The sequence below is a fragment of the Sphaerisporangium sp. NPDC049002 genome (assembly GCF_040649355.1).
Taxonomy (GTDB): domain Bacteria; phylum Actinomycetota; class Actinomycetes; order Streptosporangiales; family Streptosporangiaceae; genus Sphaerisporangium.
The window spans coordinates 1-15,658 of the sequence record NZ_JBEZFH010000073.1; the positions used below are offsets into that span (position 1 = coordinate 1).

Consider the following 15,658-nt stretch of genomic DNA (forward strand, 5'->3'; position numbering starts at 1 on the left):
GGTTCTCGGGCGCAACGGCGCCGGGAAGACCTCGCTTCTCTGTAGGGCGGTAGCTTCGCTGTGTGGCTACCAACGAAGAGCGGTCGCGATGGATCGTCCACGGTGAACGGCTGATCTACGACAACCGATGGATTCGCCTCGGGCTCGTCGACGTCGAGATACCCGATGGGGAACGGTTCGAGCATCATGCGGTTCATCTGGACCGGGCAGCTATCGCCGTGGTGGTCGATGATCAGGAGCGGGTGCTTCTGATGTGGCGGCATCGGTTCCTGTTCGACCGGTGGGGCTGGGAGTTGCCCGGTGGGCTGATCGAGGCCGGCGAGGACCCCATGACGGCGGCTCTTCGTGAGGTAGAGGAAGAGACCGGGTATCGCGCGAAGGAGGTCGAGCACCTGGTCACCTATCAGCCGATGGCCGGCATGGTCGACTCTGAGCACATCGTGTTCCTGGCGCGTGGTGCCGAGTTGGTCGGGGAAACGACCGGGGAGATCGAGGCAGATCTCATCGAGTGGATCCCCATGTCCGAGGTTCCGGGGATGATCGCCCGCGGTGACATCTGGACGTCGGGCACATTGATCGGCCTCTACGCTGCGCGGGAGCGGTTCAATGGAGGGCGAGGTTGACCGCTCGGGCGAGTTCCTCGATGCGTTTGCGTTGGCGGCGGGAGCCGGTCATGGTGGCGAGTTGCTGGGCGCGTTGGACGTGGGGCTGGGCCGCTTGGGGGTCGCCGAGGGCCAGGAGGGCGTGTCCGAGGTCGCAGCGGAGGGCGGCTTCGGCGCGGTTGTAGGTGCCGTCCATTCCGGCGAGTGCTGAGCGTAGGTCTTCGACGGTTCCGGGGTCGCCGAAGCGGACGAGGCAGTTTCCTCTCCAGCGGGCCAGGTGGTGGGCGTCGATGGACAGGTAGGGCATGTCCGGGTCGCCGGGGCCGTCGGGCAGGAGTTGGGCGGCTTGGTCGAGTGCGGTGCGGCAGGTTGTTTCGTCGCCGAGGATGGCGGCTGCTTCGGCTTCCGCGGCGGATAGCCAGGTTCGTAGCCGCGCGGGGATGTCACCGCGGTGAGTTTGGTGGATGTGCTGGAGGAGTTCGGTGGCTTGGGTCGGCTGTCCCAGGTCCATCAGGACGTAGGCCTGTTCGGCGGAGACGTAGGCGAGAATTGCAGGGTCGTCTGCTTCGCTTGCGGCTACCTTGGCGGTCTCGTAGTGGTTCCAGGCGTCGCCCAGGGCGCCGGTGTTGATGGCCTGCCATCCGGCGAGGGACGCGGTCTCGGCCAGGACGCCCGCCAGTCGGGCGCGGATTCCGGGGCGTACGGCGTGCCGGTGGGCGCGTTGAAGCTGGGCGATCTGGGCGCGCATCTTGTCGGCGATGGCCAGGCTGCCGAGCCGGCGGTCCAGGAGGCGCAGGTTGTTGGTGTCGGTGCTGAGGATCATCACCATCGTGGGGTCCACGGCAGCCGCGGCCTCGATGCGGGCCCGTAGTTCCTCGGTTTGCTCTTGGTGTTCGTCGCCGTGGTTGCCGGTGGGGGAGGCGATGTCGATCGGGGCCAGGCCGAGCAACATGCGGGCGTGGTCGGGCAGGCCCAAGCCGGTGGCGATGCGTTCGTAGACCTCAAGGTCGCTGACCTGGCACAGGCCGCGCATGTGCTGGCTGATGCGGCCTTGGGCGATGCCGGTGGCGGCGCTGATGCGGACCTGGCTGGCGCCGGCGTACTTGACGGCGAGGTTGAACAGTCCGGCTACGTCTCATTTTTGAGTATTTCCCTGGTTTGTTCGCGGTCCCAGACCCATGCGGGTATTTGGATGGGGTCGAATGCATTTCCGTGCATTTCTTCCTCCGGCCATCTCAGGCGGCTGCTGGCCTTGCTACCTGCGGAGACTCTATATCCGCGAGTGATATACCGCCGTGGAATAGGGCCCGGATGTTTTGGCTTGCATTGTTTGGCGCATGACGAATCCGATTAAGTGCTCGGACTGCGATGGACGCGGCTGGAAGATCGTCACCCGGCTCGGTCACGCGGCGGCCGCGGTGCTGGGAGAGGCCACCTCCTCACAAGAGGACTGCCTGCACTGCGATGGCCCGCAACCGGTGGTCGAGATGTTCGACTGGGAGGTGTTCCTCACCGTCGACGGCGAGCAGCAGCCGGGGCCGTGCGGCACCACCTCCGGGCAGGCCACCTCGATGGACGCGCTTCGCAGCGCGCTTCGCCGCATGGACCTGGCCACCGCGCCGCGCGGGCGGATCATGCACCGGGTCCACGACTTCGGCGCGTTCCCCGACGACTGGGCCCGGCGGGTCATCTTCCGGGCCACCGTCGACCCGGCAGGCACGGTGCAATTCATCCGGACCGACCGATGATCAGCCGGGTACCGGTCCGGGGGACCACCTGCCTGGCCTGGCACATCCCGGCGTTCAAGGACGGCGGCACCGTGGTGCACTGGCGCGAACCGTCCCGGCGGTTCTCCCGCGTGCGGGTGGTGGCGTGGACCTGCTACGTGCACCGGGTCACCTGGTATGAGTTGTGCGAGTTCGGCGGGTTGTCGTTCATCCGGCGTACGGCGGATGTCGGTGACACCAGGTCACCGGTGGTGTCGGAGTCGCAGGCCTGGCCACGTGCGGAAGCCCGAGCGGTGTGGGTGGCGCTGCTGGCCGGACGGGCGAGGTAGCCGGTTCAACGGCTGGGTGGGAGACCCTGACAGTGTGCCGCTCAACCGGTACTGTGCTTATGCAGACAAGTGGAAGACCGATCGGGCGGTTGAGATGAGCATGGACTTCGCCCCTCCGAAGTACGCCCAGGTGATGACGGCGCTTCAGCAGCGTATCCAGGATGGCGAGTACGCGCCGGGCGACATGCTGCCCTCGGAGACTCAGCTCGTCCGGGAGTTCGGCGTCGGCCGGACCACGGTTGTCCGGGCGCTGCAGACGCTTGCCATGCAGGGCTGGATTGAGCGGGAGCACGGCCGCGGGTCCTTTGTGAAGGGACGCCCGGAGACACCGGCTGATCGGGTGCGCCCGGGGATGGCCACGGCCGAGCAGGCCGAGAACGCTCAGGACATCGTTGGTGTGCGCCGGGTGCCGGCTCCCCGTCCGATCGCCCGGCTGATGGGCGTCGATGAGCGGACGCCGGTGATCGCCCGCCGCAGGGTGGCCCGGCAGGGTGACCGGGTGTCGGCGGCGCAGACCTTGTGGTTCCCGCTAGAGGTCGCGGTCGGGACCGATCTGGACAAGCCCGAGCCGCTGCGGCATGGCATCCGCCAGCACCTGGCATCGGTCAAGCATCTGCGGTTCGATCACATCACCGAGCGGCTGACCGCGCGCAAGCCCACCAAGGAGGAGGCCGAGCTGCTCGGCTCCACTGCTCCGGTGCTCGGCGTGCTGGCCACCGCGCAGGACGCATCAGGTGGCGTGCTTCTGGTGCTGAGCATCGCGCTGCCTGGTGATCTTCATGAGCTGCTGGATGTCTATCAGGTGAGCTAAGTCTTACCCTCGCTTTCACTCGATCACTTGTGCGGACGAGTTGCGGTAGCCTATGGTCAACTCAGTCGGACAAGTGGACGACCCAATAAGCGGTCGCTCCCGAGTGAAAGGAGTCAACCTATGGCGCTTCAGGGCCCGATCCCGGTCACCTTCACCCAGGTCTTCCCCTACGGCTGCTACGCGGTCGGCGAGGTCGAGCAGGTCAAGGACTTCGAGGCCTCCACCAACGGACGCTTCGTGCAGGCCCGGGACAAGCAGAGCGGAGAGCTGGTCTGGCAGATCGCCGTCATGGACGCCGACCCGCAGGTCAAGCCCGCCCAGAAGACCGTCGCGGTGAAGATCATCGCCCCGGTGCAGCCCGTTGCCCCCGCGCCGGTGGCGGGGGTGCCGTTCACCCCGGTCGAGTTCGAGCACCTGGCCGTCACCCCGTACGTCAACGGCTCCGGACGGCTGGCCTACTCGATCAAGGCCCGGGAGATCCGCGCCCCCCGCGCCGCCGGCAAGCCCACCCACCACACCACCAACAGCAAGGAGGCCGCAGCCGCATGAGTGGCTACAGCTACACCACCATCAGCATGGAGCCGGGCGAGTTCCCGACCGTCGGCATGCACATCTACCCCGACCAGCGGGCCGAGGTCCGCTACTTCCCCGCCACGCCGACCGCGCGCCCGTTCCTGCTCGTGGCCCACGGACAGGCCCAGGTCACCATCGGCCTGACCACGCAGATGGCGGTGACCGACGCGCACGTGCAGTTCGCCCGCGCCCTGCTCAGCGGGGTGGCGGCGTTCGTGGCCGACTGCGAGCGGCTGCGCGACGAGAACGCCATCGACATCGGCGACAGCACCACCGGCCAGGCCGCACAGGCGACCTGACCGTTTGCGAGCGGGGCCGCTGGAAGCGGCAACTTCCGGCGGCCCCTCGGATCTCCCCTGAAGCCACTTCACGAGAGGACACAAGCCTAATGTTCAAAAAGCTCCCCGGCGACGAAGCCCGCAACCTCGTCTCCACCACCCCCGACACCGCCATCGTCTTCCGCCCGGCCGTCGTCAAGACTCCCGCGCTGATCACCATCATCATCTGGCTCACGCGTCTGGTCACCGGCGTCGTCCGCCTGGTGGTCCGCCACCCCATCGTGGTGGCCGTCATGGTCGCCCTCGGCGTGATCTGGACCATGTACGGCTACCTCGCTGTCCTGGCCATCGCCGGCCTGGTCGTCATGACCGGGCTGTCATGGACGCAGCTCCACGCCGCTTCGTTCCTGCGGCTGGTGGGCTGGCCGCTTCTAGGGTGGTGGCGGCTCGTCTGGGTCTACCGGCGGCACTGGGCGGCAGTGATGACCATCTCCGGCCTCGCCCGCAGCCTGCACGCCCGCGACTACCTGCCCACCCTGGTGAAAGTCGCCTGCGACGACTGGGCCGACCGCGTCGCCGTGCGCATGCTCAACGGACAGGCCGCCAAGGACTGGGCAGACCGCACCGACAACCTCGGCCACGGCTTCGGCGCCCCCTCCTGCCGCGTCTCCATCACCCGCGCCGGACGTCTCCTGCTCACCTTTCCCCGGCACGACCCCCTCACCGCACCGCTGCCAGCCGTCCCCATCCCCCAGACCGCATCAGTGGGCCCGGTATAGATCGGCCGCCAAGAGGACGGTCACCCACTGCGGCTCAAGGTCCACGGGACACACGTGCTCATCGCGGGCGCCACCGGAGCCGGCAAGGGCTCCTACATCTGGTCCACCATCCGCGGCTTACTGCCCGCCATGCGAGCGGGCCTGGTCGAGATCTGGGCACTGGACCCCAAGCTGATGGAGCTGTCCTACGGCCGCGAACTCTTCGGCAACGCCTACGCCGCCGACCCCAAGGAGTGCGCCGACCTCCTCGAAGAAGCCGTCACGCTCATGCAGGCCCGCGCACGCCGGTTCGCCGGAACCAGGCGCTCCCACATCCCCACCGTGGCCGACCCGTTCATCTTGGTCATCGTCGATGAGGTCGCCTTCCTGACCGCCTACCAACCGGACAAGGGCCTTCGCCAGCGCATCACCAGTGCTCTTGCCACCTTGACCACACAGGGCCGAGCGGTCGGCGTGGGCGTGCTGGCCGCTCTCCAGGACCCGCGCAAGGAGGTCATGAACATCCGCAACCTGTTCCCCGACAAGATCGCCCTCCGGCTCGACGAATCCGAGCAGGTCGACATGGTCCTCGGCGACGGGGCCCGAGACCGTGGAGCGCTGGCCGACCACATCTCCCCCATCCCCGAACTGGGTGCCGGAGTTGGCTACGTCCGCCTGGAGACCTCACCCGACCCGGTGCGGGTCCGAGCGGCCTACGTCTCCGACTTCGACATCCGGACCATGGTCGCCGAGTACGCAGGCGTCGCAGAGGAGGGCCTATGACTCTGGCCCACTTCCTCGACGGTCTGCGCTGCGAGGTGTGCCGCTGCCTCAACGTCCTACGGCTGGACCCCGCCTACGGACTGGTCGAGTGCCAGGAATGCGGCCAGACCGCCGTCACCCTCCCGGCCGAGGGCGGTGATGCGCGTTGAACAGCGCCAACGACCGGTCGCTGCCTCGGGCGGTGCGGATGGCGATGCCGCTGGCCCGGGATGTCGTCGAACAGATCGCCAAGCAGTACGGCGTGTGCATCCGCCCCGTCGCCCTCCAACGGCTCGACGTCGCCACCGGCAAGTCCGAGATCATCGATATCCCCTGTGGCGCGACCCTTGAGAGCAAGTGCCCCTCGTGTGCCAAGCGCAACCGGCAGCTTCGGGTGGCGCAGTGCCGGGAGGGCTGGCACCTGGAGGCCGAGCCGATCAACACCCCGGATGAGGCGGACGACTATCAGCGCTGCCTGGTCGAGGTGCGGGCCGATGCTCAGGTGTGGCGCGATGAGGCCGAGGGCGCTGGCGAGCCGACCGAGCAGCTGGATGCGGCGATCGCCGAGCTCGACGAGGAGATCAACAACGCGGGGATGCGTGGCAACGTCCTCGGCCGGACTGCGAGCAAGCGGTCCCGGTTGACCAAGCGGCGCCAGGACGCCCCGGACCTTCCCAAGCGGAAGATGAGCGGCACCACGCTCGGCAGGGTGTTTCACGCCCCGGACGGCAAGACCTTCCGGCCGTCGATGTTCCTCACCCTCACCCTGCCGTCGTACGGGCGGATCAAGGATGGCGTCCCTGTCGACCCGGACACCTACGACTACGTCCGGGCGGCTCGGGATGCGATGCACTTCTCCAAGCTGGTGGACCGGTTCGTGCAGAACCTGCGCCGGGTGGCCGGCTTCGACGTCCAGTACTTCGCCGCCGTCGAACCGCAGAAGCGGCTGGCCCCGCACCTGCACATGGCCGTCCGCGGGACGCTGCCACGCGCGGAGATCAAGCAGATCGCCGCGGCGACCTACCACCAGGTCTGGTGGCCTTCGGCCGAAGAGGTGAAGTACGAGGGCGATCACCTGCCGGTCTGGTCCGATGGCATCGGCTACATCGACCCGGCCACTGGGGAAGTACTGCCGACCTGGGATGAGGCGCTTGATCGGCTGGATGAGGACGAGGAGGCCGCACCGCTGCACGTGGTGCGCTTCGGTACCCAGGTGGACGTGCAGGGCGTGCTGTCCGGGACCAAGGATGCCGACCAGTGCATCCGGTACCTGTCCAAGTACCTCACCAAGTCCATCGCGACACCCTCGACGCCGACAACCAGGTTCAGCGGCTCCACGCCGAGCGCCTGGCGGACGCGCTGCGGTTCGAGCCGTGCTCGCCGGCCTGCCCGAACTGGCTGCGCTACGGCGTACAGCCCAAGAGCGCCAACGCGGGCATGGCTCCGGGCCGATGCCGAGGTAAGGCGCACAAGCCTGAGCACCTGGGCTACGCGGGCCGGCGAGTCCTGGTGTCCCGGAAGTGGTCCAACAAGACGCTGACCGAGCACAAGCAGGACTGGCATACCTGGGTGCTGGAGGCCCTCGGCGTCGCAGACGAGCCGGTCGACCCGCATCGCTACGTCTGGCGGCCCGTCCCACAGGGAGACGCCAACGTGCCGCCGCTGGCCCTACGGCTGCTGCGGTCGGTTCATGAGCGGCAGCGGTGGCGTAACCACATGAACCAGCTCCAGGCGCAAGGAGACGGACACGATCTTTCGGCAACCGAGGGGAGGGCGGCATGAGGAAGCGTGATGAGCTGATGACGGTTCCGGACATCCTCGCCGAGCTGAGTGGGTCTCGCTTCGCACCTTCTACCGCTGGCGGGAGATCGGGAAGGCGCCCGAGTGCTTCAAGCTGCCCAACGGGGAGATCCGGGTGTATCGGAGTGACTTCGAGGCCTGGCTTGAGTCCCTGCGCGAGACCGCCACCCGGAACGGCAGAGCCGCGTGAACACCAGCTATGACGTCAAGTTCTGGGACATCCGGCGGAACAAGTCCAGCAAGACGGCGTCGTACGAGGTGCGCTGGAAGGTCGGCGGCCGGGAGAAGTCCAAGACCCTTCGGACCAAGGCCCTGGCCGAGAACTTCCTCTCGGACCTTCGGCAGGCCGCCCGGCGCGGTGAGGCCTTCGAGCTGGAGAGCGGGCTGCCCGAGTCGATGGTCAAGGCCAAGGCCGCGCGGACCTGGCTGGAGTTCGCCCAGGCGTACGTGCTGGCCAAGTGGCCGCACTCGGCGGCCAAGTCCCGCGAGGGCATGACTGACACGATGACCGGCGTCACGCTCGCCCTGCTGCGTGACCGGCCCGGTCAGCCCGACCTCGCGATCTTGCGGGCTGTCCTTCGCCGGCATGTCCTCCTGCCCGATGGGCGGCGGGGGAGTCTGGAGCCCGGGCAGGCTGCGGCGCTGCGCTGGCTCAAGGCCGCCTCGGTGTCCGTCGTGGAGCTGGAGGACGCCAAGACCGCTCGGGCCACCCTGGAGGCGCTGTCGGTAACCCTTGATGGGAAGCGAGCGGCTGACTCGACCTTCCGGCGCAAGCGGGCGGTGTTCCATCACGCGCTGGAGTACGCCGTTGAGCTCGGAGATCTTTCGGCAAACCCACTGGACCGGGTGAACTGGAAGCCCGCCAAGATCTCGGGGGAGGTCGACCGACGGGTGGTGGTCAACCCGGCGCAGGCCCGGGAGCTCCTCGTCGCCGCGACCTACGTCGGCCGGTCGCGTGGGCCGATGTTGGCGGGCATGTTCGCCTGCATGTACTTCGCCGGCCTGCGGCCTGCTGAGGCGGCAGGGCTTCGCGAGAAGGACTGCCGTCTTCCGGCAACCGGGTGGGGCTTGCTGACCTTGGAGCAGACACGCCCGGAAAGCCCTCGACGATTCACGGACTCGGGGACGACTCATGATGTTCGCGGGCTCAAGCAGCGTCGGCGCAAGGCCATTCGGGACGTGCCGATCCCTCCGGAGCTGGTGGAGATCCTCCGCGAGCACATCGAACGGCACGGCAACGCGGCTGACGGGCGGCTGTTCCGGACTCTTACCGGGAATGTCTTCGCGGGCACCGCGTACGGCAAGGTCTGGAAGGAGGCGCGGACGTACGCGCTGACTCCCGACCAGGTCGCCTCGCCGCTGGCCGGCAGGCCGTACGACCTGCGGCACGCGGCGGTCTCGCTCTGGCTCAACGTGGGCGTCCCGGCTCCGGACGTGGCCGAGCGGGCAGGGCACAGCGTGGATGTGCTGCTCCGGGTCTACGCCAAGTGCATCGACGGGCAGCGTGAGATCGCCAACCAGCGGATAGCGGGTGCACTGACGGCATGAAGACGAACTGTCCTCGGAGGGCCGCGGTCATCCCGTGGCCCTCCGTTTTTGCGCGCCTGACCTGGGAAAACGGCGGCGTTTCCATCCCGCGCATATCCCGTGAGCACCGGCTCACGGCTGCATCCGGTGGCGGGTGGCTGCATGATCGCGGGAGCCGCTTGAGGCAAAGTGCCTGGTCAGCGGGTGTTCTGCTTGGTGGCGTGGTAGGGCGGGTGGGACTTGAACCCACGACCGACGGATTATGAGTCCGCTGCTCTGACCGGCTGAGCTACCGCCCCGCAAGCCTGGAGTCTCTCATAAGTTGGCGTCCATGTAAGCCTGGGGAGTTGTTCACTTTAGCTCGTCCCTGCACAAGTTTGGGGCGGCCTGTCATGGACGGGCTGGTGATCGGGTCCAGGGTGGGCGGCTGACGCCCTGGAATGAGCCGCCCACCCTGAACCGATCGGGCCGGGAGAAGCCGTGCCGGTGACCGCTGATCAGCGGGACTTCAGGCCGTACAGGTGACGGCCGGATGGTGAGGTCAGGGGGCCGTGCAGGTGAGGGTGGGGGTGGTGTTGGTGGTGGTCCAGGTGCCGTTGAAGCCGAAGGTCGTGGAGGCGCCGGCTCCCAGGTTGCCGTTGTAGCCGAGGTTCTTGACCGTCACCGCGCTGCCGCTCTGGGTCAGGGCGCCGTTCCAGAGCTGGCTGATCGTCTGACCGTTGGCGAAGGTCCACTTGACCGTCCAGCCGGTGATCCCCGCCGTGCCCGTGTTCTTGACCGCCACCTCGGCTCCGAAGCCGCCCTGCCAGGAGTTGGTGATCTTGTACGTGGCCGAGCACCCGGTGCCCGGCGGCGGCGTGACGGTCGGGGTGACGGTGGGGGTCGGGGTCGGCGTCTGGGTCGGCGGGGTCGTGCCGAGCAGGCGGGTCAGGGCCGGGTACCACTTGTCGGCCATCTTCTGGTCGCCCGTGCTGTTCGGGTGCACCCCGTCGTAGGTGTCGGTCGCGGTGCTGAACCCGGTCCACTGGTCCACGACCACGATCGGTGACTGGGCGGTGGTCTTGGACGAGGCCCAGCCGGGGATCGCGGCGTTGAGCGCCACGGCCCGCTGGCCGCATTCGGCGCAGGTGCTGGGGTTCATCGGGATGATCTGGGCGACCGCGATCTTCATGTTGGGGTTGCTCGCCCGCATCTGGTCGACCAGCTTGCCGTACGCCGCGAGGATCGTGTCCGTCGGGCGGCTGCTCCACACGTCGTTGGTCCCGAAGTGCATCAGCACGACGTCGGGCTTGGTGGCGGAGAGCCAGCCGGGAAGCTGGTTCTGGTCGGCCACGTTGGTGACGAGCGCGCCGCCGTGTCCTTCGTTGTCTCCGTCGTAGGAGACCGAGCACCCCTGGGGCGGCAGGGTGCCGACGAAGTCGAGGCCGGTGTAGCCCCCCTGGGCCAGCTTGTTCCACAGCAGGGCCCGCCAGCAGCCGGGAGAGCCGGTGATCGAGTCGCCCAGCGGCATGATCTTCACGGTCGCGGCCCTTGCGGGCAGGACGGGCGTGATGACCAGGTACGTCAGGACTCCGATCAGGGCCGTCACCATCGCCAGGAGCGTACGCCTCGTGGTCGCCATCCTTCACCTCCGGTAGTCCGCCTCGCGATCGTAAGGAGGCGGGCCCGTTCCGAGAAGGAAGCCGTTCGCCGAAGCCCCGCTGACCTGGGCCTCAGCCTCGACCACAGCTGAAAGTTACATTTCGGGCACTGGTCATGCGGGCTCGTGCTCCGTGTCCTCCTCCGCGTGCGAGGCATCGGGGGCGTCGAGGGGGCGCAGCCGCTCCCACAGGAGGAAGACGGCGCCGACGACGATCATGGCGATGCCGGTCCAGAGGTTGATGCGGACGCCTTCGGCCTTGTCCACGGCCGCCTTGCCGTCCAGGAGGCCGACGACCGAGAGGATCACGCCGTACAGCAGGAACAGGGCGCCGATGATCCGGCGGATGTCGAACAGCCGGGCGACGCGCTTGCGGCCGGTCTCGTCGCTCACAGGGGTCTCCGATCGGGGAGGTTCACAGGGTCGTGATCATCAGACGAAGGGGATGTAGAGCGCGGCGGCCAGGACGACGGCGCCCGCGCCGAGCACGACGGGCGAGCGGAACCAGGCCTTGTCGCCCTTCAGCGCGTCGTCGGAGACCGATGCGTCGCTGAGTCCGTAGACCAGGCCCCGCAACTCGCTCTCGGGCTTGGGCGTGGTGACCAGGGTGACCACGATGGACACGATCGCGTCCACGACGAACGCGGTCCCCGCGCCCCAGAAGGTGGCGTTGAGCTCGGTGCCGAAGTCGATCACTCCGGCCTTGAACAGGATGTACGAGGCGAACGCCGCGAGCGTGCCCGTCAGCAGTCCCCAGAAACCGGCCCACGCGGTCATCCGGCGCCAGAACAGGCCGATGATGAACGTCGCGAACAGCGGGGCGTTGAAGAAGGAGAACAATGTCTGGAGATAATTCATGATATTGCTGAAGCCCGAGGCGATCAGCGCGGTGCCGATGCCGAGCACGACCCCGCCGACGGTGGCGAGGCGCCCGAGCTTCAGGTAGTAGTCGTCGGGCCTGTCCTTCTTCACATGCGAGCGCCAGATGTCGTAGGTGAAGACCGTGTTGAAGCCGCTGATGTTGGCCGCCATCCCGGCCATGAACGACGCCAGCAGGCCGGTGACGGCGATGCCCAGCACGCCGTTGGGCAGCAGGTCGCCCATCAGCAGCGGGATGGCCTCGTTGTACTGGGGACCGCCCGGCTTGCCGAGGTCGCTGAAGAGCACCAGCGCGACCAGGCCGGGGATGACGGTGACGGCGGGGATCATCAGCTTGGGGTACGCCGCGACGATCGGGGTGAGCCGCGCCGCGGTCGTGTTGCGCGCGGACAGCCCTCGCTGAACCTCGGCGAAGTTGGTCGTCCAGTAGCCGAACGACAGCACGAAGCCGAGGCCGAGCACGATGCCGATCCAGTGCGCGCCGAGGGGGTTGGTCCCGGCGGAGCCGGTGCCCGCCCAGGCGTGCAGGCCGGGGCCGCCGAGCGCCGACCGCCCGACCTTGTCCACCAGCCCGGAGAAGCCGCCCACCTTGATCAGCCCGAGCACGGTGATGGGGATCAGCCCGGCGAGGATGACGAAGAACTGCATCACCTCGTTGTAGATCGCGGAGGACAGGCCGCCGAGCACGACGTACGCGAGCACGATGGCCGCCGACACGATGATCGACAACATGAGGGGCCATCCGAGCAGCGCGCCCATGACGAGCGCGAGCGCGTACAGGTTGATGCCGGCGATGAGGACCTGCGCCAGGGCGAAGGTGATCGCGTTGAGGAGCTGGGTCTGGCCGTTGAAGCGCCGCCGCAGGAAGTCGGGCACGCTGTGGACCTTGGACCGGTAGTAGAAGGGCATCATCACGATGCCGAGGAACACCATCGCGGGGACGGCGCCGATCCAGTAGTAGTGCACGGTCGCGATGCCGTACTGCGCGCCGTTCGCGGCCATGCCGAGGATCTCGGTGGCGCCGAGGTTGGCCGACAGGAACGCCAGGCCGGTGATCCAGGCGGGCAGCGATCGTCCGGACAGGAAGAAGTCCAGGCTGCTCCGGATGGCCCGGCGGGCGGCCAGGCCGATGCCCAGCACGGTGACGAAGTAGAGCGCCAGGACGACGTAGTCAAGGAGGTTGACGTCGAGCTTCAGGTCCGGCGCCGCGAGAGCGAGGTGATGAGGCACGACCCCCCCGTTACCCTGAAATTTCGGGCTTTCACCTGCTCGTTCGCGCGAGTTGTGCGACGCTCGTCCCGGTCACACGGCGTGGCGGTTCACCCCACTGGACGCCCGCCCCGGAGCCCCGCGAAGGGTACGCCCAGCGTGCCCGCGGCCTCGCGGTCAGGCACGAGAAAGTTTAATCCCCAAACTATTGACGCGCCGGGCCCGACTGTGTGAATCTGCGGCCGAGGCTTGTCAGGGGCCTCATGGGAACCATGCACGCTGGAGGTCGACGGTCAGGGTCCCACCTGATCGTGCATGGCGGTTGTCCGCATTTCGAAGGGATTCGAAGGGAACCGTTCATGCGCAAAAAGCTCCTCAGCATGCTCGCGATGGCGCTGGCCGCGTCCTTCCTCGCGGGCGTCAAGGCGCCGCCGGTGGCGGCCGCCGCCTCCGAGCCGTACACGTACAAGAACGTCCAGATCGCCGGTGGTGGGTTCGTCCCGGGGATCATCTTCAACCAGACCCAGAAGGACCTCATCTACGCCCGCACCGACATCGGCGGCGCCTACCGGTGGAACCAGGGCACCCAGACCTGGACCCCGCTGCTCGACTGGGTCGGGTACGACAACTGGGGCCTGAACGGTGTGGTGAGCATCGCCACCGACTCGGTGGACCCGAACAAGGTCTACGCGGCGGCCGGGATGTACACCAACTCCTGGGACCCGAACAACGGCGCGATCCTGCGCTCCGGCGACAAGGGAGCCACCTGGCAGACCACGGCCCTGCCCTTCAAGCTCGGCGGCAACATGCCGGGACGGGGCATGGGCGAGCGGCTGGCGATCGACCCGAACAAGAACAGCGTCCTGTACTTCGGGGCGCCCAGCGGGAACGGCCTGTGGCGGAGCACCGACTCCGGGGTCACCTGGGCGAAGGTCACGAACTTCCCCAACGCCGGCAACTACGTCGCCAGCCCGGGAGACGTCTACAACGGTGACAACCAGGGCGTCGTCTGGGTGACGTTCGACAAGCGCACCGGCACCTCGGGGAACGCGACGCAGACCATCTACGTCGGGGTGGCGGACAAGGCCAACACGGTCTACCGCACCACCAACGGCGGCACCACCTGGGAGCGGGTCGCCGGGCAGCCGACCGGGTACATCGCGCACAAGGGCGTCCTCGACACCACCAACGGCTATCTCTACATCGCCACCAGCGACACCGGCGGCCCATACGACGGGGGCAAGGGCGACGTGTGGCGGTACGCCACCGCGACCGGCGCCTGGACGCAGATCAGCCCGATCCCCTCCAGCAGCGCCGACGACTACTTCGGCTACAGCGGCCTGACGGTCGACCGCCAGCACCCCGGGACGCTGATGGTCACGACGCAGGTCTCGTGGTGGCCGGACGTCATCTTCTTCCGCAGCACCGACTCGGGAGCCACCTGGACGCGGGTGTGGGACTTCACCAGCTACCCGAACCGCTCGTTCCGCTACAAGATGGACGTCACCGCGGCCCCGTGGCTGACCTTCGGGACCAACCCCTCCCCGCCCGAGGTCACGCCCAAGCTGGGCTGGATGACCGAGTCGATGGAGATCGACCCGTTCAACTCCGACCGCATGATGTACGGCACCGGCGCCACGATCTACGGCACCACGGACCTCACCAAGTGGGACACCGCGGGCGGGCAGTTCACGATCAAGCCCATGGTGGCCGGCCTGGAGGAGACCGCCGTCCTCGACCTGATCAGCCCGCCGTCCGGCGCGCCGCTGGTCAGCGGCCTCGGTGACATCGGCGGGTTCCGTCACAACGACCTCACCCAGGTCCCGGCCATGATGTTCACCCAGCCGGTGTTCACCAGCACGACCAGCCTCGACTACGCCGAGACCAACCCGAGCGTGATGGTGAGGTCCGGGGACTTCACCGACTCCGACCGGCCCAACGACAGTCACGTGGCGTTCTCGACCGACGGCGGCACCAACTGGTTCCAGGGCACCGAGCCCGGCGGCGTCAACCGAGGCGGCACCGTCGCCGCGAACGCCGACGGCAGCAGGTTCGTCTGGGCGCCGGGCGACTCCGGTGTCAAGGTCGTCTACTCGGTCGGGTTCGGCAACAGCTGGAGCCAGTCGTCGGGTGTGCCGGCGAACGCCGTCATCGAGTCCGACCGGGTCAACAAGAACAAGTTCTACGCGTTCTCGGCCGGTGGCTTCTACGTCAGCACCGACGGCGGCGCGACCTTCACCAAGACCGCGGCCACCGGGCTCCCGACCACCGGCAGCGTCCACTTCAAGGCCCTGCCCGGCGCCGAGGGCGACATCTGGCTGGCCGGCGGCTCCGCCACCGGCACCTACGGGCTGTGGCATTCCACCAACTCCGGCGCCTCCTTCACCAAGCTGGCGAACGTCGCCGAGGCCGACAACATCGGCTTCGGCAAGGCCGCACCGGGCAAGACGTACCAGGCGCTCTACACGGTCGCCAAGATCGACGGGGTGCGCGGGGTGTTCCGGTCCGACGACACCGGGGCCACCTGGATCCGGATCAACGACGACCAGCACCAGTACGGCAACATCGGCGAGGCGCTGACCGGCGATCCGCGGATCTACGGCCGCGTCTACATCGGCACCAACGGCCGGGGCATCATCTACGGCGACCGCACCGGCGGCGGCACTCCCGACACCACGGCGCCGACGAAGCCGGGCACCCCCGCCGCGTCGGCGATCACCTCGACGGGGGCGACGCTGTCGTGGACGGCGTCCACCGACAATGT

The 15,658-nt window shown here is 68.0% G+C and carries 16 protein-coding genes, 1 tRNA gene and 1 pseudogene; 13 read left to right on the forward strand and 5 right to left on the reverse strand.

The window, feature by feature from the left end; genetic code table 11:
• Positions 1 to 62 precede the first annotated feature (62 nt).
• On the forward strand, positions 63 to 623 hold the full coding sequence (locus tag AB0B89_RS16825; RefSeq protein WP_358553222.1) for an NUDIX hydrolase: 561 nt from the start codon (positions 63 to 65) through the stop codon (positions 621 to 623).
• Here the strand turns inward: AB0B89_RS16825 and AB0B89_RS16830 are convergent.
• The gene (locus tag AB0B89_RS16830; RefSeq protein WP_358553224.1) at positions 604 to 1,635 is read right to left on the reverse strand and encodes an XRE family transcriptional regulator; all 1,032 of its coding nucleotides are present in this window, start codon (positions 1,633 to 1,635) and stop codon (positions 604 to 606) included. The two genes, AB0B89_RS16825 and AB0B89_RS16830, sit on opposite strands and share 20 nt — an antisense overlap.
• A 304-nt stretch (positions 1,636 to 1,939) precedes the next feature.
• Here AB0B89_RS16830 and AB0B89_RS16835 point away from each other — a divergent pair, with 304 nt between their 5' ends.
• From AB0B89_RS16835 to AB0B89_RS16885, 11 genes and pseudogenes are all read left to right on the forward strand, one after another.
• The gene (locus tag AB0B89_RS16835; protein ID WP_358553226.1) at positions 1,940 to 2,350 is read left to right on the forward strand and encodes a hypothetical protein; all 411 of its coding nucleotides are present in this window, start codon (positions 1,940 to 1,942) and stop codon (positions 2,348 to 2,350) included.
• The gene (locus AB0B89_RS16840) at positions 2,347 to 2,658 is read left to right on the forward strand and encodes a hypothetical protein (protein ID WP_358553228.1); all 312 of its coding nucleotides are present in this window, start codon (positions 2,347 to 2,349) and stop codon (positions 2,656 to 2,658) included. Before AB0B89_RS16835 ends, AB0B89_RS16840 begins: the two co-directional genes overlap by 4 nt.
• Before the next feature lie 94 nt (positions 2,659 to 2,752).
• Positions 2,753 to 3,469, forward strand: a complete 717-nt coding sequence (locus AB0B89_RS16845; RefSeq protein ID WP_358553271.1) for a GntR family transcriptional regulator — start codon at positions 2,753 to 2,755, stop codon at positions 3,467 to 3,469.
• A 120-nt stretch (positions 3,470 to 3,589) separates the two neighbouring features.
• A complete protein-coding gene (locus AB0B89_RS16850; RefSeq protein WP_358553230.1) occupies positions 3,590 to 4,018 on the forward strand; it encodes a plasmid replication, integration and excision activator in 429 nt (142 codons plus the stop codon).
• Positions 4,015 to 4,341, forward strand: a complete 327-nt coding sequence (locus AB0B89_RS16855; RefSeq protein WP_358553232.1) for a hypothetical protein — start codon at positions 4,015 to 4,017, stop codon at positions 4,339 to 4,341. Before AB0B89_RS16850 ends, AB0B89_RS16855 begins: the two co-directional genes overlap by 4 nt.
• 89 nt (positions 4,342 to 4,430) lie before the next feature.
• Positions 4,431 to 5,099 carry a hypothetical protein gene (locus AB0B89_RS16860; protein ID WP_358553234.1) on the forward strand — a complete coding sequence of 223 codons (669 nt, stop codon included), beginning with the start codon at positions 4,431 to 4,433 and terminating at the stop codon, positions 5,097 to 5,099.
• Positions 5,100 to 5,126: 27 nt separating this feature from the next.
• Positions 5,127 to 5,861 carry an FtsK/SpoIIIE domain-containing protein gene (locus AB0B89_RS16865; RefSeq protein WP_358553273.1) on the forward strand — a complete coding sequence of 245 codons (735 nt, stop codon included), beginning with the start codon at positions 5,127 to 5,129 and terminating at the stop codon, positions 5,859 to 5,861.
• Positions 5,858 to 6,010, forward strand: a complete 153-nt coding sequence (locus AB0B89_RS16870; protein WP_358553235.1) for a hypothetical protein — start codon at positions 5,858 to 5,860, stop codon at positions 6,008 to 6,010. Before AB0B89_RS16865 ends, AB0B89_RS16870 begins: the two co-directional genes overlap by 4 nt.
• 44 nt (positions 6,011 to 6,054) lie before the next feature.
• A pseudogene (locus tag AB0B89_RS16875) lies at positions 6,055 to 7,622 on the forward strand (replication initiator).
• Between the two features lie 85 nt (positions 7,623 to 7,707).
• Positions 7,708 to 7,830 carry a hypothetical protein gene (locus AB0B89_RS16880; protein WP_358553275.1) on the forward strand — a complete coding sequence of 41 codons (123 nt, stop codon included), beginning with the start codon at positions 7,708 to 7,710 and terminating at the stop codon, positions 7,828 to 7,830.
• On the forward strand, positions 7,827 to 9,188 hold the full coding sequence (locus AB0B89_RS16885; protein WP_358553237.1) for a tyrosine-type recombinase/integrase: 1,362 nt from the start codon (positions 7,827 to 7,829) through the stop codon (positions 9,186 to 9,188). The genes AB0B89_RS16880 and AB0B89_RS16885 overlap by 4 nt, the downstream gene beginning before the upstream one ends.
• Positions 9,189 to 9,389: 201 nt before the next feature.
• Here AB0B89_RS16885 and AB0B89_RS16890 read toward each other — a convergent pair.
• The 4 genes from AB0B89_RS16890 to AB0B89_RS16905 form a co-directional block, all read right to left on the reverse strand.
• Positions 9,390 to 9,466 (reverse strand) — tRNA-Ile (locus AB0B89_RS16890).
• A gap of 242 nt (positions 9,467 to 9,708) precedes the next feature.
• Positions 9,709 to 10,788, reverse strand: coding sequence for a cellulose binding domain-containing protein (locus AB0B89_RS16895; RefSeq protein ID WP_358553239.1), 1,080 nt, complete (start codon positions 10,786 to 10,788; stop codon positions 9,709 to 9,711).
• Between the two features lie 132 nt (positions 10,789 to 10,920).
• Positions 10,921 to 11,199 (reverse strand): hypothetical protein, encoded by a 279-nt coding sequence (locus AB0B89_RS16900; RefSeq protein ID WP_358553241.1) that lies wholly within the window; start codon positions 11,197 to 11,199, stop codon positions 10,921 to 10,923.
• A gap of 39 nt (positions 11,200 to 11,238) precedes the next feature.
• Positions 11,239 to 12,915, reverse strand: coding sequence for a sodium:solute symporter family protein (locus AB0B89_RS16905; protein ID WP_358553243.1), 1,677 nt, complete (start codon positions 12,913 to 12,915; stop codon positions 11,239 to 11,241).
• Between the two features lie 368 nt (positions 12,916 to 13,283).
• Between AB0B89_RS16905 and AB0B89_RS16910 the strand changes: the two genes are divergently transcribed.
• Positions 13,284 to 15,658 (forward strand): xyloglucanase (locus AB0B89_RS16910; RefSeq protein WP_358553277.1); only part of this gene is annotated, 2,375 nt, incomplete at its 3' end.